This is a genomic window from Paenibacillus physcomitrellae (assembly GCF_002240225.1).
Taxonomy (GTDB): domain Bacteria; phylum Bacillota; class Bacilli; order Paenibacillales; family Paenibacillaceae; genus Fontibacillus; species Fontibacillus physcomitrellae.
Genome location: NZ_CP022584.1, coordinates 326,864 through 347,036, shown reverse-complemented (window position 1 = coordinate 347,036; position 20,173 = coordinate 326,864). Strand labels below are relative to the sequence as shown.

Here is a 20,173-nt window from a genome sequence, read left to right as displayed (position 1 = left end):
GATTATTTCCCGTCCGTATTTGGAGGATTACCTAAACTAGGCAGCAATAGCCCCGATGGGCTCATCGGGGCTAAATAACATTCCACACAGTTAGCTGCGGCAGAAGAACATTTTATGGCCTTTTCAAGACCCTAATCATGGCATTAATCATGCCGACATGAGAATTTTCATGCGCCACATTCAGCTCCAGGAGATTGCGAAACGTTCTGGCATTAGCAAAGTTGTTCTGATGGGCGAGCGCTTCATCCAACCGATCCTCAAAGACTTCCCTGATCCGGGCCAGTTGACTCTCCATAACAGCTAATATATCTTCCCACGCCGGCGGCTCACCGTTCCAGTCCGCAGGTCTGGTTCCTGTATTAAAGAACTGCATATATTCCCCCGGCAGCTCGGAAGGTTCTCCTCTGAGGCTGTAAGCCAAGCGTTCGGCTACGGTCACAATATGGCCGATCTGCCAGTGAAGATTATTGTTAAAACCTTCCGGAATTACCGTACGCTGCTCTACAGCTACGTTGTCCAGCAATTTGACGATGTTCTGGCGGGCAGTACCTATTAAGTTAAAAATAAATGGATCCGACATAAATTCTCGTTGACCTCCAAGCTTTTAAATTAATGAATTCGATCTAGTGTAAAATCAGCCTTGATTACGCCGATTTGCTCCTTATGGGCGTTTGTTACCGGCGTATGGATGTAGGTTTCAAGCTGCTGGTAAATGCCCTCATCCCCAATACCCAGCTGTTTGAGTACCTCCATCGCGGCAACGCTGGCAGCCCGAGCCGTTCCATCCTCCGTCTTCACCGCAATTCCGATACCGGAATTCACGATTCCCAGACATTGTACACCCTCGGCACCTGTCTTGGAAACCACTCCTCCTTGGAAGGCGCGCATGACATCCGTATCGAAGCGATTTTTACCCGCTACCATCTCCGGATGCCGAGTCATCGCTTGACAAATCGTTCGCAAAGCCCCGGCTCTCTGGGGATCAGCAATGGCATCCGGACTTGCCAGACGCGCATATCCAAACGCTGCACGAAATAGAGGAATCCGGTGCACCGGTACACCGCAGCCGTCGACACTGAAAGCAATCTCCGATACCGGGAAGCTGCAGACATCGGAGAGAACCTCCAGAATGCGCTGCTGAACCGGATGCTGCGCTTCACGGTAAGTATCAATATCCTCCTTCATATGTACAGCGGTAGAGAGCATTCCCGCATGTTTCCCCGAGCAGTTGCTGTATACAGGAGTCAGCTCCCTGCCCTCCCGGATCAGCTCCACGTAGCTTTCCTTATCTCTCGGCACATGCGTGCCGCACTGCAGCGCCTCTTCCTTCAGCTTAGCCCTCCGCAAAATATCCAGAACGGCCGAGCGGTGAACGGGTTCCCCGCTGTGCGAAGAACAGCTCAAGGCCAAATCGGACAAGGAGAAATCGAAAGCCGCGGCGGTGCCTGTTTCAAGAATAGGAACGGCTTGAAAAGGCTTCATCGAAGAACGAGGGAACGTCGGACGATACGGGTCACCGTAGGCATATAACAATTTTCCCGTTTGATCCACAACTGCTATATGGACTTCATGCGTGCTCTCCAAATAATCCCCGCGATAAACACCTATGGCATTCGTCATTTCTTCATTCTCCTTATTCGGTCTGGTTTATGATGTCAGGAATGAGCCCTTCAAAGCTGCTGGTCTGGTCGCTAAATATTTGTTCTTAGGATTGTCCAAAATGGCGTTTATCATAGCCTAATTAATGCCTAATTAATTGCTGCGTGTCAAAATTTGCAAAAGTCCAAGACCGCTTCCTCCCAGTACGAGGGGAACGATAAAAATAAGCACCAAACCGCCGAACATCAACCGGATAAACCTTGGGCGGTCCGTTCCCACGCGAAGCTCCCAAATCGCGAGAGTAACGAAATACAGGCCAAGCATCATAGGAACCAAAAATATTAAAATAAGAATCGACATTTGCTATTCCTCTTTTTCCGCAGGCAGCCGCCTACCCTTCTACTCCAGCCTGCTCTTCAAGCAGAGCCAATCTTCTTTCAGCATGCCATAAACGACGTGATCCACAAAATGATCATATAGCCACTCGGTCTGACGCACGGTGCCCTCTTGCACAAAACCTAATCTTTCCGGAACAGCACTGCTCCTTGAATTGCATCCTCTCATTTCTCTCTACGGATACATTATATGTATGCCTTTATAACTCTTCTTCCGTTTATACTTGTCGTCCGGATGGCCTGTTAAAGTTACGGTAGAAGAATCAAGCCAATTGGCGCCGAACTTGTTGTCCGATATAAACAGGTTCCCCGGTTCATTTCCCAGCTTCGCCCCGTTCCGCAGAATAGAAACCTGGTAATTGGCACCCTCATCCGGGCCGCAATCCCGTTTAAAATAAACCAGCTCATAAGAACCATTCGGCTGATCCTCCGTGTCCAAAATGGTATTCGAGCACATAGACGTATTGATCACGTGGCTGTCCGTATGAACGATTCCGTATAAGCTTAAGGTTACAGCTGCTAAGGTAACCAAAGTCGCCGCCATCGTCCTTCTTCTTGTCATACGGCACCTACAATTCCAGCCTTAATCTCAGCAGGTCCCGGCACTGGATCCCGTTCTCATAGATGGCTTCTTCATAATGTTTAATAAAAAAATCCCGCTCTACCCCTTCGATTCTGAATCCGCATTTCTGGTAGAGCGCTAGCTGATTCAGACTTGAATTGCCTGTGCCGATCTCAAGGCTTGAACAGCCCTGTTCGCGTGCCTTCTCACAGGCGAATGCCATCATTTCCTTGGCAATGCCTTGTCCCTGAAAGGATTCTTTAACCGCCAAATTCATGATCTCGCAGGTGTCCGGCCCTGTTCGAAGCAAGACAAATTCTCCGGCCAGCTCCTCGCCCAGCCAGGCCAGATAACAATCGCCTTTGCTGAGATAGCGGTCAACCAAGAGTTGAGAGGAATCCGCGGACAGCAGCAGAGAATAAGGAGGCGGCTCATCCTGTCGTTTCAGTCTGATTGTAAGCTCCATTCATGATCCTCCCCTTTGATCCTCCAGTCCAGTGTAAGAGCGGCCCCTTAATCCAGCAGCTCCTTCAGGTACATGTTCCGGTTCTCCAGGAAGCGCCTGGTGACCTGGTAATGTTCGGTTTCTTCATATCGTATCGGCTTGATCCCGGAGCCAAAGGCATAAATGTCGGCCTCCGGGTATCCGAGCAGGATCGGCGAATGAGTCGCGATGATCAGCTGGGCATTTTTCTGAAGCTCATGAATCAGACTTAAGAAAGCCAACTGCCGGTTTGGAGACAAGGCCGCCTCCGGCTCGTCCAGCAAATAAATACCCCGGCGTCCAAAACGGTTCTTGAACAAGGCAAAAAAAGACTCGCCATGGGACTGTTCATGCAGCGATTTCCCGCCGTAGGCTTGATAAACATCTGGACACTCACGCGCGATTTCATCGATATGATTGGCAAATTGATAATAAGATTCTGCCCTCAGGAAAAATCCCGCGGTCACCTTCGGCATCCAAGACAGGCGGATATAATCGCCAAGCCTCGCTTCCGAGGCGGCCAGATCATAGGTGTTGTTCCTGCTGCCGCCTGCCGTATTAAACCCGCATTGATAGGCTATCGCTTCCAGAAGCGTAGATTTGCCGGAGCCATTCTCTCCAACAAAAAAAGTCACCTTATTCCGGAAAACCAATTTGTCCAGGCTGCGGATCGAAGGAATGTTAAACGGGTATTGATCCGGTGCTTCTATTTTGTCCTTCAGCTTGGTCAGCTCTTTCAGATACATGGCGATTTACCTTTCTCCTGCTTGGTTAACCAGGTTTCTTCTCACTGTTCATCCTTCATCTCCGGAAATAACATATCCCCTGTTTGCACCCGTAGATGAATTTATTTCCGGTCTCTTCGTCCCATAAGGTCTCTTCATAATCCGCTGGAGAGGTTAACGCCAGAACCTGATTCAGCTGCCTGGCAGCCGCAAGAATGCCTTCATTACTCTGGTTGCCTCCAAGCGCCGGGCCCGCCGGACCTTCATAAGCGGTAAGAATCCAAACATTCCTTTCCTCATCCCTGGCTTCTATGACATATTCAAAAGCGGCTCCCAAATTCACGGATTGAAAAGCAGGCTTGCCAAACAAGCGAATCAGCTTCCCCCGAAACCCGGCGATGTCCTCCCTCGTGGCAAAAGGGTAATCCAAAAGCTTCGTGGTCCAACTGGCAAGCTCACGATCCTGCAGTGACCTAAACTGGTACATGTTACAACCCCTTTTCCGCGAATGACGTAATTAGCCGAACTGGCTCAAGCCTGCTTAACCATCTCATCAGGATTTAATCTTCTTTGGAGTCGAGGTTGAAATATATTGTTCATCTTTCAACATTTTGGCGATGTACAGGATTTGACCCAAATGCTCGGCCAAGTGGGTTGCCGTTTGAATGAAGGTTTCCAGATGACTGCGCTGCTGGCCCCGGACTTCTTGAGTTAGCTTAAAACGTTCTTCATCCATCGTATTTAGCGTACCGTCCAGTTCGGTAAAAATCTCATTGATTATAGCAACCAGCTCCGATTTTGTCCGGGACAATTCTTCGAACTCAGCATCACGGTCTCTAGTAAACGGAATGTGGTTCATGCCGTCACCGATACGTTCTTTGATATTCCCGCTAATATGAATAATCAGATTGGCAATGCTATTGCTGGATGCATTGGGACGCCAGTTAACCTGCTCATCATCAAGCTGATCAAGCGCAAGCAGCATTCTCTTGTGAATATCCTGAAACCGCGTTAACAGCAAACTTTGAAGATCGAACATAGACTTCACCCTCCAACAAAATTTTAATTTAGGATCTGCATCAGGTAGCTTTCGCTAAGCTCTTTTCTTCCTCTTTTCGTACTCTTTTCGTACTCTTTTCGTACTCTTTTCTATTCTCCCTCTTTTTGCCAGCCCCTGCTTTTTCTGAAAATTTTATCATAGATTCAGCGGGCTTTCATCCTAACTGGCGGACAGGCTGCCCTGCGAGAAATGCAGCTATATCTTCAACGGCGTCACGATAATAAATCTCGTAATTACGGTAAGTCACATAACCCAGGTGCGGGGCAAGCAGTACATTGGGCAGCTTCCGAAGCTCGTCATCAAACGGCAGCGGCTCCGTCTCGTATACATCCAGCCCGGCACCGGCGATAACTCCTTGTTCCAACGCATTTAGCAGAGCTTTCTGATCAACAATTGGGGCTCTTGAGGTATTGATTAAATAGGCGGAACGCCGCATCTGCTTCAGCTCGGAAGCACCGATCAACCCCCGCGTTCTGTCGCTGAGCACCAGATGAATCGAGACAAAATCGCTTTCCTGGAGCAGTTCTTCCAAAGAGCCCGCCAGCCTGGCTCCTGATGCTTCGGCCTGCTCGGCCGTTAGATTTTGACTCCAGGCCACGACCTTCATGCCAAAGGCTTGGGCAATAAGCGCCATCCTGCTGCCGATTTTTCCAAGTCCAATCAGTCCCAGTGTACTGCCAAACAAATCTCTGCCTATCGTCTGCTGCCATGGGCCGTTGGTTTGCACAGCTTGATGTTCCCGTACAAGGTGACGCGCCAACCCTAAAATGAGCGCCCAGGCCAGCTCTGTAGGCGGCTCCGAATAACCGCCCGTTCCGCATACTACGATGCCTTGTGCAGCTGCTGCAGCCATATCAACCGACGCATTACGCATTCCGGTCGTGACCAACAATTTCAGTTTAGGTAGACACGCAAGCAAAGACGCCCGAAAGGAAGTCCGTTCACGCATGATGATAATAATCTCAAAATCCTGCAGCAGCCGGGCAGCTTCGGCTTCGCCCTCTATATACTGCTGAAAGAATGTAACCTCCACCTGGTCCGTCAGCAAAGACCAGTCGGCCATTTGTTCAGCTACCTTCTGGTAGTCATCCAGAACTGCACATTTTATTCGGTTGCTCATCGGCAAGCGGCTCCTTTACTAGTAGGATTTATAAGTAGAATGTGTTGGTTATCTTGTTGTATTCTCCGTAACCGGGGCAGTCCCTTCTCTTCACTCAAATTGAAATTGAACCCAAATCCACAGCGGTCAGGACTTGGAATTTGGCACATATAAAAAAACGGCCTCCTGCAAGGAGACCGGTCTCATAGTCTTTTGTAGGCCTGAAATCAGTTGCCGGAAGCCTGGATTTGCTGGACGATCTGCTTCAAACCTTGCTGGGTAGGCGTCACCGGATGGCCAAGCACTTTCTCGAAATCGCTGCTTTCGATATCCAGTTCTCCATCGCGAATGCCTTTTTGAATCGCAAGCAGGAAAGGAATGACGGGTTCAGGAACGCCGGCCCCCTTCATGATCTCTGCATAAGTCTCGTCATTTACGCTTTGAACAGAGACCTCTTTACCGATTACACGGCTCAGCAAAGCAGCCAGCTCTTCCTGGGTCAGCGGTTTCCCGGAAAGCTCATAGATGGTATTTTCATGGCCTTCGCCAGCCAATACCGCCGCCGCCGCTTCAGCGTAGTCCTGCTGCAGCGCCCAGCCAACCCGGCCATTACCGGCCGAAGTGACCCATGGGGCCCCAGCCAATACACCTTGAATGCTGGAGGTTTCATTCTCCAAATACCAATTGTTCCGCAAGAAGGAATAAGGAATGCCGGTTTTCAGAATAACTTCTTCCGTAACGCGGTGTACCGGAGCCAGGAACAACTGGCTTTCGCTGGCTTTCCCCAGACTGGTGTAAGCGATAAAACCTACTTTGGCCCGGGCAGCGGCTTCTACCGCGTTTGTATGCTGGCGGATCCGCGTATCATTGTCTCCATCAGCTGAAATGATCAACAGCCGGTCAATTCCGGCGAAAGCTTGATCCAAAGTTGCCGGCTGATCGAAATCACCGTGACGAACCTCCACCCCGCGTGCGCGGAGGTTGTCCGCCTTCTCCGGATTGCGGACGCTAACCGCCAGCTGTTCTGCAGGGATAATTTGCAGCAAAGCTTCGACTACTTTCTTACCCAGCTTTCCTGTTGCACCTGTCACTAATAATTTCATTTACAATTCCTCCCTTATAATTGATGTAAGTATTCTTGTTATAACAATATCGATTACAACATATCTATGAAAAAACGTCTTTCGACGTTGTTCCAGAACTTCAGTCGGCTGGAGCAGCACACTCTGGCTTGGCTTGTGCATGTTACACAAATTTGCCCCTTAAATCCTCCAGTGTAGTCTGTGCCAGCCTTTGTTCCATGGCCCTTTGGGCCTCCCGAAATTCACTTTGAAGAACGATTTCAATATTCCGGCCAACGGAGCACTGGATATTGGAATTCTCGTGAACCCGAAACAGCTGGTCTTCTTCCGCTGCATGAACTGCCCGGTAAACCTCCAGCAGCGAAATTTCCTCCGGCTTCTTCAAGAGAGAAGCGCCGCCAACGCCCGCACGGACGTCAATCAGCCCGGCTTTCTTCAGCATGCCCATGATTCTCCGGATCACGACCGGATTTGTGTTCACGCTTGAGGCAATATAATCGCCTGTACATTCATTTGGATTTAAGGCAATCAAAGAAAGCGTGTGAACCGCTATGGAAAACCTTGTGCTTATCTGCTTCATGTGTTAACACCACCGTTGTAACCATTTTAGTTACATGGAGGTGTGATGTCAAGATTTGTGTTTCCTCTGTCCCCTTATTTTCGAGAATAAGGAAGGCAAAAAAAAGAGCTGCTCCAAAATAACCACAAATTCCGGAGCAGCCAATCTATATGTTATAGGGGGTATGTATTTATATCTTAGACGGGCTCGCTTAACCTCCGCTGAAACCGGGCTTAATTTTAGATAAGAAAATTCTGAAAATTTGCTGAGAGGAAGATTAACACTTGCAGACCATCAGCAGATTCCCGTCCGGGTCCTTGAAGTTGAACCAGTGGTTATGCTCGATACCTGTGACCAAATCAACCTTCTTGTCCCGCATGAAATGGTACGCCGCTTCAATATCCGGGGTATTCAAATGAAAAGCTGGAATTTTGTAAATACGGGATATGTATATTTGAGGCTTTTTGCAAATGGTCTAATGCTTTGTACAAAATTTAACGAGAACAAAACCGATCAAAGCCCCGAACATATTCAGAATCAGATCATCCACATCAAAGCTTCCTACCCTTGTAAACAACTGGACGAGTTCAACCGCTAGCAGGATCGATACGACCAGAAGAATAAACGGTTTGAATCTGAAAAATTTTTCTCGAAGCAGCGGAGGAAACACGCCTAACGGAATAAATAAAACAATATTCCCAAACAAGTTCTTGAACCAGGTATCAAAATTGAACCGATCTTTATGAATAATATACCGTTTGATCGTCCTAAACGGGACCAGGTTGTAATCATAAACCCTCCATTGGTAGGATGCTCCCCTCAGGAAAAGCAATTTGATCATAATCAGAGCATAGATCACAAATACGGCCAGAAGAACAAAACGCAAGTACGGATTTTTGAAATAAGACGATCTAGGCATGCACAAACTCACTCCTGATACGCAGCTCCAGCTAACTTTTTAAATTAATGTTGATGTAATGACCCACATCCGGCTCCGTGTAGAAATAAGGCTGCAGCAGCGATTTCCAGTCTTCATATTCCGGTGAAGCTCGAAAGCCAATCAGGTTGTGCTTAATCGACTCCCATTTGATTAGTAAAATATATTGGTTGTCCTGCTCTACACATTTCTGCAGCTCGTGGCTGACATAACCTTTGACTTTAGAGATAATATGTGAAGCTTTCCGGACACTGCTCTCAAAATCATTAATCGTCCCCGGTTTAACGTGTATAACAGCGACTTCAAGCACCTGCATCTTATCATCACCTCTGCTTAAATTTCCGAACATCACTTTTCCCATTATATGCCCGGGTCATTAAGCAGATGCGCTTGTTCTCTCTTTATTCGGTTATACCGCTCGTATTTTGCAGGACAATTCTCCAGCCGTCAGGATCACAAATCGTTACGCCATTTTGCTTCCAATACGGGTTCTCTGGCTCTACCTCCGGATACCCCATCTCCTGTAATCTCTCTACGATAGCATTTCTGGCGTTCAAATTCGGGATATAAAAGACAAGCAAATTATCTTCGGACGGCGGCGGCACTGGCGATGCTTCCTCATACTGGGTAAACTCCAAATGATAATCCACACCAGGGAGTCCAATCATCACGCCATCGTACCCCTCATGACCGGAGAAGGAACCCACGATTTCAAAACCCAAACCTTTCGTATAAAATTCCTTGATTTTGTCTATTTGATGCGTCGGTCTTGCAACCCTAAACTGAACAACCGGCACTTCTTCTGACCACGGCTTATTCATAGAAACCTCCATTTATGTGTTTATTGGCCTGTTACTCATCAGGATCCGGTGTTTTGGACCACCCAGGTCACCACGTCACTCTCCAGCCTAATCGCCCGGCCGTCCCTCTTAATTTGCACCGCATAAGGTTTCACCGTCTGCTTTAAAACCTCCCAGCCGGCATAAAGTCCTTCGAGCTTCTGAAGCAGCGATTCTGTGCTGAACATCAGCTCATACATGGGGTCAAGTTCATCGCCTGTATCCTCCACCGTTTCTCTGACTGACGTACTCATGATGATGGCATTTATGCCATCCGGTTTGGTGCCCTGCTTCATTCTCTTAATAACCTCGGACCAGCTAATCTCGGTATCCAAATGCTCCAGAGCCGACACCGAAAAAATAAGGTCAAAATAACGCTCAGCAATGGGATAAGCTGAAATATCCGACAACACCGGACGAATCCGGTCCTCCACTCCATACTGCCTGCTATAGCTTTCCAGCTTGGCAACAGCCGATTCCAGCAAATCGACGGCTATAACTTCTCCCGTTTTATGCTCCATACTTTGAGCAATCGGAATGCTGTTCCTGCCAACCCCGCAGCCTAAGTCGAGCACGCAGAGTTCATCCTTTTCCGTAAAATGAGCTAACAACTCCATAATTGTTCTGACAGGCTTGTGCAGCCATGAGCCAGGTTGAAAGAGTTCAAACTGTTCATAAGCTTCGTCATGATACTCTTTTTCCTTTTGTCTAATCAGCTGAAGACGGTCCATGGTTCACCTCGAAAATCCATTCTTTGATTTCTTGCGCGGTCATACGATATAGCTTTTAACGCCTTTATTCTGCAATTGAATTACGAATTTCTGTGGCTTCATTTAAGGCGATCATTGCTAAATCATGGTCCTTAATTACATAAGGCATCTCAGCCGGTTCAACCCAAATGCGAGTTACCGATTCATGTTCCCGGCCAAAAGGCAGACGTTCCATGACGTCCATCCGATAAAAAAGCTGGTAACCCACCAAGGGATATCTTCCATTGGGGTCGAATAAAGGATTTTCTTCATGGCTGACCTCGATCATGCCAAGATAACAGATTTCACCTCTGACATACCCTTCTTCATATGCCTCGCGATGAAATGCTTCTTCAGGCGTCTCCCCCCGCTCCACATGTCCTCCCGGAAAATCAAAACCTCGTTCTTTTAGCTGTACCAGCAGAACTTTGCCATCCTCCAAACAAAATCCGTGGACGCTTGTCACCTTGCTTAAATCTTCCGGGTAAACCTTTGAGAACCAGGTCAACTTAACATGATGCCCTCCCCAATTGACGAAAGCGGATGGTTGGGTTTGAGTTTCCATGGATAGCACCTCCTTTGGTTTCATGTGTATTTGTTCATACTTTAAGTACCTTATATTCATTCCTATCAACCAATCGGGATTACAACCTATTCTTTTCTCAAAATCATGCCTTGGAAGTCCAATTCCATTCCCTCTAAAGGAACTGTCTTAAACGACTCAAGCTTAAAGACCTGAGAAACGATCTCTTTCATTGAGGCCTCATCATAAAAAGCAAAAAAGCGTTTAGGCGAATAAGTGTCCTCGTCCCAGATGCCTTCGCTGTTATATCCGCCGTATACGCCCATTTCCCTTCAATTTCCAAGCCGGAAGCTCCGATTGATCCCTCAGAACGGCTTTGTCATCATAACTGTTCTTCAAATTCTGTTTGATCTGCAGACTCATTCGTAACTCCTTCAATACAAAATGGGTAGATTATTTGATGATCCATTCCCCTAACTGGACAAGCCGCCCCGTTAGCGCAGGATAGATCGCGATCCAAACTCCAATCGAAACAAATAATAGACCGAAAATACGAGGGTATCTCCCCTTTAAATGACGCACCGATTGAATAACGCCCAGAATCAACAGGGGGAGAGTTACAAGTGCTGTAATATGCAAGTTCATCTTCCCATCTCCTACCCAGCTGCCAATTCCAATGAAACTAAGGAAGCTGTCCAATAAGGAATAACCATAAACGTGGTTGCTGCCCAGTACCAAAACGGCAAAAATGAAGAAAAGCCATACGCGGCCAACCCTTTCCTTGCTACTCGATGTTAACATGGGACACCTCAAATCGGAATAATTTGGTATTTCTATCATAACACAGGACCTGCTTGAAGGAATATTTTACATTATGCAGCTTTAGCGATGTTCTTTATAATGGACAGGTCTAATGTCAAAGGAAGGTGTTTTTTTGAAAAAGAATACGATTGCCGTTCTCGCAGCCCTGTTACTTCTATCCATCATTTTGAATGTGTCCCTGCTCTATAAAGCTTCCGAGTCGGAACCCAGTAAAGGCGAAGTTAAGGGCGCCTATGAGTTGTTTCTAGCCGATACCCGGGCCACTCAGGCAAAGTCTTGACGCTTACTTAAGTGAACCGGATCCCAAGAAGAAACGCTTAGCTCTCTATGACCTAACAGCTTTTACTTACAAAATGGATTCTGAAGTAAAAATGCTGGATTTGAAGTCCAACCAGTTGTATAAACAGAGCTTGGCCCCGCTCCCAAGTTATACGGCAGATTTTGTGCTCATTTCTTCACGATTGTTGTCCAGTTATCTGGAGAATGGGTCTGAGTCGGCCGATGAGGCTGAGACATACAAATCTTACATGGATGATTTAGTTCAAGCTCTTAATGGTACTTCTATGCAAAGTAAGAAAACCAGCCGGCTTGTTTTTGAAAAGATCGAGGCATACTCCAAAGGTCATCGTCCTATTTATTAGCCAAATGCCTGGCCCTCTTCAATCCCGTGACTCTTCCTAAACCGTTCGGCTTTGTATGACTTTGAATTCCGGTTTGGTGACATACTCCATATAAGCAATGCTGCCAGAAAAGTCCAAATAGGCTTGATATCACGTCCGTACAGCCGGAGCTGTTATCCAGTCAAACACTTCCATTTTGTTGGCCCAACGGCTGTCCGTTGTCTCCTCTGAAGCAGACAATCCACCGCCAACGGGTTGACAAACAAAGTCGAAATTCACTTTAGGAAATTCATTTTAGTAGGTACCGTTTCAACACCGTTGTAACCCTCATAGGCTGCCCGCCATCCATTACATTTTCGCCGACTTCAATCTGTCCTCCTGGAAAAACCCATCCGCCGCGATGAGTCTTAACTAACAGAACTTCGTCCTGATTGTTCACAACCATTCCACCGGCAGTTACAAGATTTACGGGCAGTTGCATATTGGTCTCTCCTTTTCCCTCTGGAGCTCTAATCTTTTTTATTCAGATCCGCTGTATTCGCTAATTCTTCCTCGATTTTTTGATTGACCTCTTCTATCGCCGCAGCACCCAAATGATCGACCTCATTGATCTGCCGCTTTATGTCATACTCCTCTTCCTCTTCCGGTTTCATAACGCCCAAATGTTTTCTTATTTCTTGCAGCTCCTGATGCATTCTGTGAGTCTTCAGGTATTGAAGAATAACTACCGCGAAGGTGACCGAAGCCATAATGATCCCCCCATACGGTACAAACACCACCAACATCAGGAAGCCCAGCACAACCAGAATTATGAACGGCAAAAACATGGTTTCCCCCCCTTTCCTTCAAACTCGCTTCTCACTTTCGTTATGGTTATCCCACCTAATGCTGTTCTGTAGCTTTCTCTCCACTATCTTCCATTTCCTGCTTGGTCCTCAATTCCGATCCATCTTGATATGAAAAAAGGCTGCCGCCTCCGTCAGAGAACAGCAGTCTTTCATTCCTTGTGCGTCTATCATCATTTCGGCATATCGGCCATCAATTTCCGAATCACAGGCCCGTCCGGCGGGTGGATAGCGCCCGGCAGCCGCTTAAGCTCAAAAAATCCAACCTCAAGCACCTCGTCGTCTTCATCCTGTAGCTCGCCGTCGTAATCGGTGCAGAGGTAAGCAGCAAATATTAAAAACACTTCATCTCCGTTAGGATAACGGAAGTGCAAATCTTTTCCCGAATACAGATCCAGCATCTTTAACCGGCCGGCCCGAAGACCGGTCTCCTCCAGCAGCTCGCGGCGGGCGGTATCCTCAAAGCTTTCCCCGATCTCCATCGCGCCTCCCGGCAGCCCCCAAAGACCATTATCCTTACGGCGCTGGAGCAGCAGCCTGTCATTCGGATCAAGCAGGACAACGCATGAACCATTCATAATCAAAGGCCTTGAACCGACGAGAGTCCTGAGTTCCTGAATATACCCCATCCTAGTCAGTGCCCCTTCCTGCTGCAGCGAATATACTCTTACGTTTCTAATATATTCACAAGCAGGGAAACAGGAGCGGGCTTACATGAGAACACGTCTCATAGCGACAAGTCTTTCATAACGATAAGCTTGAACAAGTCTATATGTGATCCGGCTCTGACGGTGCAGATCGAAGCGTTTGGATGTCCGGTACGGGGAGTCCCTGTCTTCGTAATTCCTGGTAAATCCAGTTTCGATGATAACCGTACACAATCTCTGACTGTTCATTCAACTGATTCTGATTCAGCTGAAACTGATTCAATTGATACTGATCGAGCTGATGCTGATCCATCCTCGAATCCTTCCGAGAATCGTCAGGCAGAGTCGCAGCTCCCGGCGGCTCGGCCTGCCGGGTTCCGGTTACTAAACCGGCTTTGCCCGCTGCGATCCCCAACTCGTCCCTCAGACGCTGCATGATCACGAGATGCTCATAAACATGGCGGTACGAAGCCAATACTTCCGCTTTTTGATCCATCGCCTGGGCGTTGACCTTTCGAGGGTGAATCTCGTTCTTCCATTGTTCAAAAGTTTGTTCAAGGCTAATCAGCTCGCCCCTCAGTACGGGAAGATCCGCCGGTTCTCCTTTTTCGGCCATCTTCTTGAATGCGTTGGACAGCTGCTCCGCAAATGCTACGCGATGCTGCTCCAGTCTCTCCTCCAGCCGCGGCGGAAAGATCAGATAATTCACCGCTACCGCCACAGAAATGCCGATCAAAGTGTCGATAATCCGGTGCAGTCCGTATGCCCAGGGGTTCGCCCCATCGCTGCCCAAATTCAGCATAACCGCCAGAAAAACGATGCAGCCGATCGACACTGACTTGTTCCAATGCAGCAAATTGCAGACATAAATAACGATTACCACACCGATTGCGCATAACAGCACATTCCCCGGGTCCACAAAGGCAAGACAAGCGCCGATAAGAGCCCCGACCAACGTACCCATAGTGCGGTGCCTGCCGGCCGCAAAGGAGTTGGTAATGGTATTCTCCATGGAGATAATAGTGGCGATTGCCGCATAAAACGGTGAATCTATTCTAAAAATGACCCCGATCAGCAAACAAATGCAAATCGCGATGCCGGTTTTGATGTTGCGCAGTCCTATTCCCCAGCTCATCTTGTATTCGGCCTTCCTTCCTTTAAACGATGCAGATATATAAAACAAGTCAGAATCCATTATACAAGATGATCATCGAAACCCTAAATTTGCTGCCTGCCAAAATAACAAAACACCTCCAAAGCGGGGCTCGGCCGAGTTCCAGTCCAAAGAATGATACGGACAATCCGTTATGGCAGACCAAGCAAGATTATGAGATGATAGACCTATACATAGAGATCTGAAGAGGAGGAATGCAGGATCATGAATTCCTTATTCATCCGTACCAAATACGTGATTCGGAAGAAAGTTTTCTCTCTATTAGGCACCAAATATCATATTTACGACGAGAACAACCAGCTTGTTTTGTACTCGGAGATGAAGGCCTTCAAATTCAAGGAAGACATCGGGCTCTACAAGGATGAAACGATGTCCGAAGAGCTGCTTCGCATCCGGGCACGCAGCATGGTCGATTTCTCGGCAACTTACGATGTGACGGACTCTGTCACTGGGGAGAAAATCGGCGCCTTGCGCAGACGCGGCTTTAAGTCCATCCTGAAGGACGAATGGATCATTTTGGCTCCGGACGACAGCGAATCGGGCCGGATTAAAGAAGACAATTCCTTTCTTGCCCTGCTTAGACGGTTCATACATATTATCCCGCAAAGTTATCATGTCGAAATCGACGGGCATAAAGCTCCAGCCTACACTCAAAATATCAACCCGCTCGTGACCAAGGTTCACTGCGATTTCTCGCAGGTCAATCAGCAGCGGTTTGATCCCCGCCTGGGGCTTGCAGCCGGTATTCTGCTCTGCTCTATTGAAGGTAAGCAGGATTAAGCATGGGCGGGGTTATACCGCCTCCTTCAGACATAAACAAGAAACACGGTTTCCTCAGAAGCGGAAACCGTGTTTCTTGTTTTATTTATTTCACCCGTTTTTATTTATTCCACCAGTTCAAGAAGTGGGGCCTTTAGAACCGGCGTCATATTAATGCAGGCTGTCACGGATAAACGACATTTCCAGTAGAAGTCCTGCCAGCTGGTCTTGAAGCAAATATAGAAGCTCGAGCAGACGGGCTTTTTCCGTTTCACCCTGTTCACGGTCTCCAAATGATGGTTCAGACTTGGCAAACCAGCCGCTGAAGTCCACCGCATAAGGCAGTTCATGCACCTTCATCGAAGCTTCGGCAATGATCTGACGTTTCGCTGCCGCATAACCGGATGTTTTGAAATGAGGTTTTAAGCTTCCCCAATGAATACGAAGAAATTCCGGATACAGGATCAGAGAGTTATAGTCATCCGGCATTCCAGCAGGACCATGATATTCCGCAATTTCATTCATTAGAAGCTTGGAAGATAAAGCGTTTTCATGATTGTTGGCTTTTGAAGTGCCTTTTACCCCTCCAGGATATAACTTTGCCGTATCACGCCCCAGTGACTCCGGAACGGATTCCGCTGCCCCTCCATCTCTCCTTCCACGGACAGGGCGTCCGCTTAATCCCTCGACCCATACGCTGACCATCAGCAGCTGCTTGGGATTCGCCTTATAACTCGTATTCACAATACTTCTTAAATGCTCGAAAGAACCCGGACTATACAAATTGCGCCAATCGATCAAGAGCGGTGGAACCCCCAGCCGGTGAGCACGGAGCAGCTCCGCTGCTTCTTCTGCTTCCTCCGACATCAGGTTCATCCGGACGGCTGCCCAAGCTTCCTCCGTTAAACCGAAGGTTTCCAGTGCCCGGAAAATCAAAGGTACACGCGGCACGCCAAGCACAGAAACGATATCGCCGCACAACTCCTCAGACAGAGAACCAAAGCCATGGTCCGTTTGTTCGGAAACCGCCCTATTGTCCAGCATAATTCTCCTCCTTAACGATGTTCTCAAGCATGATTTGCCGCTAATTTATGTATATATGGATTAGGAACAAAAAGACCGCTTCTTTCCCTTTTCCCCGCTTAAAAAAAGAAAGACAAGAAATGATTTCTTGTCTTTGGAATGATGCTCTTTGGAATAAAGCATTAGGCCGCACTCTTACCCCCGCTTAAATAAACAGGAACGGGATCAGAAACAAAAGTGCGATTGCGGCCCAATCCAGGGCATACGCGCCTCCGTAGCCATAACCATACGCACCACCGTAAGGGGCACCGTATGGACCTGGACCGAAAGCGGAAATTTTCCCTTTCGACTGGGTTTTCACTTTGCTTTTCTGCTGAGCTTGTTGAAGCTGCTTCTTAGCTCGTTGAGGATTCTTGGACAGCACTTCAGCATTTCTGGCTGCGCCGTTAAATTCGATGCCTTTGTCTGTCACGTTGCTGATAACGCCATGGATCTGAGTTCCATCGTGAAGGACTGCGCACACATGCTGGCCGATATACGGCTTGCAGCCTTCTTTATTAACCGGCTGGATCAGTTGCACGGATTTTCCTCCTTTTCTAGTCAGATTCATAACAGTATATTCCGTTCTCCCGAATACGTTAAACGACGACATCCCAGTTGTCTTCCCATCCTGGTCGTTTGCCATAGCTGAACACAGAAAGGGGCTCTCTTGAATGAATTATGCGGATATTATCGCTTTAACCGGGGAAGGGGCCGCTCATCCGGGAGGATTTGAAGGAACCGTGAAGCTGCTTGAGAGCCTTCAAATACCGGCAGGGGCCAGGCTGCTGGAGGTTGGCTGCGGTACAGGCCGGACTGCCTGCTTCCTCGCCAGTCTTGGATTCCAGGTAACCGCTTTGGATCAAAATCCGCGAATGCTGGCCAAAGCCCGTGCACGCGCCAGGGTCGAAGGGGTCGATGTCCAATTTATCAGCGGGGATGTCTTGCAGCTTCCTTTTCAGGAGAAAAGCTTTGATTATGTATTTGCCGAGTCGGTCACAATCTTCGTAGAACCGGATGCCGCTTTCCAAGAATATGCCAGGGTGCTTGTTCCTGGAGGGAAGTTATTTGACCGGGAGCTGTTTGCTACCAGGCCAAACCAACAGCTGGAAGAGCTCATGCGCGGGTTATACGGGATCCATTCCCTCCCTACGGTGGGAGAATGGGTTGAAAGAATGCGTAAGGCTGGTTTCCGTCAGCCGATGGTTTGGGCAGGCGAAGGCAAATCGCAGCAGCTGTTCGGCGCTCAGTCGGCTGACTGGTATGATCCGCACCAGATCATGGACATCAGCCAATTAACCCAACCCGAAGTTCTGCAGTTCTTTGAGAAGAATCAGGCTTTTATCCACGACTTCGGCCAGGAACTGGGTTATGCTGTCTTGGCTGGCACCCGGTAAAACCCGGTAAAACAGCCGGTAATTCAGCCGATAAAACCAAATAAGAGCAGGCCGCCCGCGTGGCGCCTGCTCTTATCGTGTATTGCCGCTGCCGCGGCGTGTAACTTTAACCCTAACCCTTGTCTAACCAACCCTAAGCTAAAACCCTTGTCCGAATCCTTTGTCTCTAACCTTTTCCTTGTTATCTCTCTATACGGTTATTTGTTTGTTTTCTCTATATTGTTCTCTCTATATCTCTATATATTTATTTATAAAACAAAGCTTACGAACTTATAACGTTATCCAACCCTATTTTGTTGCGAACCAGTTCATTTAAATAGGGAAGGAGCAGCGGCTTCAGCTCCTCGCGGCGGAGTCCGATTTCAAGCACGGCCTGTATATAGCCGAATTTGTCACCGATGTCGTAGCGGTCTCCTTCCAGTTCAAGCGCCAGCATCGTTTGCTGCTTGTTCAGCTCATGCAGGGCATCCGTGAGCTGATATTCCCCGCCTGCGCCCCGCTCTATGCGGGACAAGATGCCGAATATATCCGGATTTAGTACATAACGGCCCACAATGGCCAGATTGGAGGGGGCTTGTTCCGGCTGCGGCTTCTCCACCAGTCCGCGAATATCGTATACACCAGCCAGGCAGTCGCCCGGCTTGATGATGCCGTACTTATTTACCGTTTCCCTCGCCACCTGCTTCACGCCAATCACGGAACTTCCGCTTTGCTCATACACATCGAGCAGCTGCCGCAGCGCAGGCTGGGGCGCTTCGATAATATCATCCCCAAGCAGCACCGCAAACGGCTCGTCACCTATAAACTGCTGCGCGCACAGAATCGCATGGCCAAGGCCAAGCGGTTCCTTCTGACGGATAAAATGGATACCGGGAACTCCGCTGATCGTGGTAATTTCCTCCAGTATGCGCAGCTTGCCTTTCTCCCGCAGGAGCTGCTCAAGCTCCATATTTTTGTCAAAATGATCTTCAATCGACTTCTTATTCCGTCCCGTTACGATGATAAGACTCTCAATGCCTGAATGAAGAGCCTCTTCTACGATATATTGAATTGCCGGCTTATCGACGATAGGCAGCATTTCCTTGGGCTGCGCTTTGGTTGCCGGCAGAAAGCGGGTGCCAAGTCCCGCCGCCGGGATGACCGCTTTTTTGACTTTCATCGTCGATCCCTCCTTTTCTCTTTGCTCATTTAAAGACAGCGATCACAGGGATACCGATACGTGGTTTAATGGTTTAGTGGTTTATCGATTTACCGTGTCCTTCCTTTCCTTGCTCCTCGCCTTCTCAAGTCCAAAGGTTTCCCGCACGATGTATAGCGGTCTTCCCTTGATCTCCTCATAGATGCGTCCGACATATTCACCGAGCACCCCCAGCATGATCAGAATGAAGCCGTCAAAGATCAGCATAAGGCTGATGATCGAGGCCCATCCTTTGGTCGTTGAAGCTGTAAATAATGCGCAGTAAATAACGTATAACAAATAAACAAACCCTACAGCGGATAAAAGAATTCCCGCATAGCCGGCGATCTTCAGCGGTTTAGTCGAGAACGAGGTGATGCCGTCGAGCGAAAGCTTGAGCATCCGCTTAAGCGGATATTTGGTTTCTCCCGCCAGCCGTTCATCACGTTCAAATTCCACCGCAATCTGACGAAAGCCTACCCAGCTAACCAGTCCGCGAACAAACCGGTTATTCTCAGGCAGCTTTTTCAGCTCATTGACCACCTTCCGGTCCATCAGCCGGAAGTCTCCTGTGTCTACCGGAATCGGCGTATCCGAGGCGGCGCGAAGCAGCCGGTAAAAGGCGCCAGCCGACCATTTTTTGAACCACGTCTCCCCTTTTCGTTTAATCCGCTGGGCATATACGACCTCATAACCTTCTTTCCAGCGGGCAATCATCGTATGGATCAATTCCGGAGGATCCTGCAGATCCGCATCGATAATGACGACCGCATCTCCGCAAGCGTAATCCATACCGGCTGTGATGGCGATCTGATGCCCGAAATTTCGCGAGAAATCAAGCAGCTTTACCGTGTTATCCCACAGGCTGTAGTCTTTGATGATTGCTGCGCTTCGATCTTTACTGCCGTCGTTGACGAAAATGAGCTCATAATGCTCTCCAGTTTCGCTCATCACCTTCTTAATTCTCCGGTAGGTCTCCCCGATGACTTCTTCTTCGTTGTACATCGGGATGATGACCGAATAACGGATTTCGGTTTCAAACTCTGATCCCATCGAA

28 protein-coding genes and 2 pseudogenes are annotated in these 20,173 nt (G+C 48.3%); 3 read left to right on the top strand and 27 right to left on the bottom strand.

Going from position 1 to position 20,173, the window contains the following annotated elements; translation table 11 throughout:
* Positions 1–112: 112 nt before the first annotated feature.
* From CBE73_RS01595 to CBE73_RS22055, 20 genes and pseudogenes are all read right to left on the bottom strand, one after another.
* On the bottom strand, positions 113–580 hold the full coding sequence (locus CBE73_RS01595; protein WP_094092703.1) for a DinB family protein: 468 nt from the start codon (positions 578–580) through the stop codon (positions 113–115).
* Between the two features lie 29 nt (positions 581–609).
* The gene (locus CBE73_RS01590; RefSeq protein WP_094092702.1) at positions 610–1,620 is read right to left on the bottom strand and encodes an asparaginase; all 1,011 of its coding nucleotides are present in this window, start codon (positions 1,618–1,620) and stop codon (positions 610–612) included.
* 132 nt (positions 1,621–1,752) lie between these two features.
* A complete protein-coding gene (locus tag CBE73_RS01585) occupies positions 1,753–1,959 on the bottom strand; it encodes a hypothetical protein (protein ID WP_094092701.1) in 207 nt (68 codons plus the stop codon).
* A gap of 39 nt (positions 1,960–1,998) precedes the next feature.
* A pseudogene (locus tag CBE73_RS21815) lies at positions 1,999–2,151 on the bottom strand (GNAT family N-acetyltransferase); the annotation flags it as partial.
* A gap of 18 nt (positions 2,152–2,169) precedes the next feature.
* Complete coding sequence (locus CBE73_RS01580) at positions 2,170–2,556, bottom strand: hypothetical protein (protein ID WP_157739347.1); 387 nt, start codon at positions 2,554–2,556, stop codon at positions 2,170–2,172.
* Positions 2,557–2,563: 7 nt separating this feature from the next.
* Complete coding sequence (locus CBE73_RS01575) at positions 2,564–3,022, bottom strand: GNAT family N-acetyltransferase (RefSeq protein WP_094092699.1); 459 nt, start codon at positions 3,020–3,022, stop codon at positions 2,564–2,566.
* A gap of 47 nt (positions 3,023–3,069) precedes the next feature.
* A complete protein-coding gene (locus CBE73_RS01570; RefSeq protein WP_094092698.1) occupies positions 3,070–3,786 on the bottom strand; it encodes an AAA family ATPase in 717 nt (238 codons plus the stop codon).
* Positions 3,787–3,841: 55 nt separating this feature from the next.
* Entirely contained in the window at positions 3,842–4,252 is a 411-nt protein-coding gene (locus CBE73_RS01565) for a hypothetical protein (RefSeq protein WP_094092697.1), read from the bottom strand.
* Positions 4,253–4,318: 66 nt separating this feature from the next.
* Positions 4,319–4,804, bottom strand: a complete 486-nt coding sequence (locus CBE73_RS01560; protein ID WP_094092696.1) for a DUF1572 family protein — start codon at positions 4,802–4,804, stop codon at positions 4,319–4,321.
* Between the two features lie 175 nt (positions 4,805–4,979).
* Entirely contained in the window at positions 4,980–5,945 is a 966-nt protein-coding gene (locus CBE73_RS01555; protein WP_094092695.1) for a D-2-hydroxyacid dehydrogenase family protein, read from the bottom strand.
* A 206-nt stretch (positions 5,946–6,151) separates the two neighbouring features.
* A complete protein-coding gene (locus tag CBE73_RS01550) occupies positions 6,152–7,027 on the bottom strand; it encodes an SDR family oxidoreductase (protein ID WP_094092694.1) in 876 nt (291 codons plus the stop codon).
* Positions 7,028–7,169: 142 nt separating this feature from the next.
* Entirely contained in the window at positions 7,170–7,586 is a 417-nt protein-coding gene (locus tag CBE73_RS01545) for an Rrf2 family transcriptional regulator (RefSeq protein ID WP_094092693.1), read from the bottom strand.
* Between the two features lie 256 nt (positions 7,587–7,842).
* A pseudogene (locus CBE73_RS01540) lies at positions 7,843–8,004 on the bottom strand (VOC family protein); the annotation flags it as partial.
* Positions 8,005–8,040: 36 nt separating this feature from the next.
* The gene (locus CBE73_RS01535; protein ID WP_094092692.1) at positions 8,041–8,484 is read right to left on the bottom strand and encodes a VanZ family protein; all 444 of its coding nucleotides are present in this window, start codon (positions 8,482–8,484) and stop codon (positions 8,041–8,043) included.
* A gap of 31 nt (positions 8,485–8,515) precedes the next feature.
* Positions 8,516–8,818, bottom strand: a complete 303-nt coding sequence (locus CBE73_RS01530) for an antibiotic biosynthesis monooxygenase family protein (protein ID WP_094092691.1) — start codon at positions 8,816–8,818, stop codon at positions 8,516–8,518.
* Positions 8,819–8,903: 85 nt separating this feature from the next.
* Positions 8,904–9,323, bottom strand: a complete 420-nt coding sequence (locus tag CBE73_RS01525) for a VOC family protein (RefSeq protein ID WP_094092690.1) — start codon at positions 9,321–9,323, stop codon at positions 8,904–8,906.
* A gap of 38 nt (positions 9,324–9,361) precedes the next feature.
* Entirely contained in the window at positions 9,362–9,958 is a 597-nt protein-coding gene (locus CBE73_RS01520) for a class I SAM-dependent methyltransferase (protein WP_244905511.1), read from the bottom strand.
* 178 nt (positions 9,959–10,136) lie between these two features.
* Complete coding sequence (locus CBE73_RS01515) at positions 10,137–10,655, bottom strand: NUDIX hydrolase (RefSeq protein WP_094092688.1); 519 nt, start codon at positions 10,653–10,655, stop codon at positions 10,137–10,139.
* Between the two features lie 86 nt (positions 10,656–10,741).
* Positions 10,742–10,939, bottom strand: coding sequence for a hypothetical protein (locus CBE73_RS01510; RefSeq protein ID WP_094092687.1), 198 nt, complete (start codon positions 10,937–10,939; stop codon positions 10,742–10,744).
* Positions 10,940–11,066: 127 nt separating this feature from the next.
* The gene (locus CBE73_RS22055; protein WP_094092686.1) at positions 11,067–11,453 is read right to left on the bottom strand and encodes a hypothetical protein; all 387 of its coding nucleotides are present in this window, start codon (positions 11,451–11,453) and stop codon (positions 11,067–11,069) included.
* Between the two features lie 353 nt (positions 11,454–11,806).
* Between CBE73_RS22055 and CBE73_RS22050 the strand changes: the two genes are divergently transcribed.
* Complete coding sequence (locus CBE73_RS22050) at positions 11,807–12,076, top strand: hypothetical protein (RefSeq protein ID WP_094092685.1); 270 nt, start codon at positions 11,807–11,809, stop codon at positions 12,074–12,076.
* A gap of 488 nt (positions 12,077–12,564) precedes the next feature.
* Here the strand turns inward: CBE73_RS22050 and CBE73_RS01490 are convergent, their stop codons facing one another.
* The 3 genes from CBE73_RS01490 to CBE73_RS01480 all read right to left on the bottom strand — a co-directional run bounded on the left by CBE73_RS01490 (position 12,565) and on the right by CBE73_RS01480 (position 14,682).
* The gene (locus tag CBE73_RS01490) at positions 12,565–12,882 is read right to left on the bottom strand and encodes a hypothetical protein (protein ID WP_094092684.1); all 318 of its coding nucleotides are present in this window, start codon (positions 12,880–12,882) and stop codon (positions 12,565–12,567) included.
* Positions 12,883–13,073: 191 nt separating this feature from the next.
* Entirely contained in the window at positions 13,074–13,478 is a 405-nt protein-coding gene (locus tag CBE73_RS01485) for an NUDIX hydrolase (protein ID WP_342351908.1), read from the bottom strand.
* Between the two features lie 190 nt (positions 13,479–13,668).
* Positions 13,669–14,682 carry an FUSC family protein gene (locus CBE73_RS01480; RefSeq protein WP_094092682.1) on the bottom strand — a complete coding sequence of 338 codons (1,014 nt, stop codon included), beginning with the start codon at positions 14,680–14,682 and terminating at the stop codon, positions 13,669–13,671.
* A gap of 243 nt (positions 14,683–14,925) precedes the next feature.
* Between CBE73_RS01480 and CBE73_RS01475 the strand changes: the two genes are divergently transcribed.
* Complete coding sequence (locus tag CBE73_RS01475) at positions 14,926–15,501, top strand: LURP-one-related family protein (protein WP_094092681.1); 576 nt, start codon at positions 14,926–14,928, stop codon at positions 15,499–15,501.
* Positions 15,502–15,651: 150 nt separating this feature from the next.
* On the opposite strand, the gene CBE73_RS01470 is transcribed toward CBE73_RS01475, so the two are convergent.
* Complete coding sequence (locus tag CBE73_RS01470; protein WP_094092680.1) at positions 15,652–16,524, bottom strand: halocarboxylic acid dehydrogenase DehI family protein; 873 nt, start codon at positions 16,522–16,524, stop codon at positions 15,652–15,654.
* 184 nt (positions 16,525–16,708) lie between these two features.
* On the bottom strand, positions 16,709–17,083 hold the full coding sequence (locus CBE73_RS01465; protein ID WP_094092679.1) for a hypothetical protein: 375 nt from the start codon (positions 17,081–17,083) through the stop codon (positions 16,709–16,711).
* Between the two features lie 133 nt (positions 17,084–17,216).
* Between CBE73_RS01465 and CBE73_RS01460 the strand changes: the two genes are divergently transcribed.
* Positions 17,217–17,939: a class I SAM-dependent methyltransferase gene (locus tag CBE73_RS01460; RefSeq protein ID WP_094092678.1), complete on the top strand. Its 723-nt coding sequence runs from the start codon at positions 17,217–17,219 to the stop codon at positions 17,937–17,939.
* Positions 17,940–18,201: 262 nt separating this feature from the next.
* Here CBE73_RS01460 and galU read toward each other — a convergent pair whose 3' ends face one another.
* Positions 18,202–19,098, bottom strand: a complete 897-nt coding sequence (galU, locus tag CBE73_RS01455) for a UTP--glucose-1-phosphate uridylyltransferase GalU (RefSeq protein ID WP_094092677.1) — start codon at positions 19,096–19,098, stop codon at positions 18,202–18,204.
* 81 nt (positions 19,099–19,179) lie between these two features.
* Positions 19,180–20,169, bottom strand: a complete 990-nt coding sequence (locus tag CBE73_RS01450) for a glycosyltransferase family 2 protein (protein ID WP_094092676.1) — start codon at positions 20,167–20,169, stop codon at positions 19,180–19,182.
* Between the last annotated feature and the right edge of the window lie 4 nt (positions 20,170–20,173).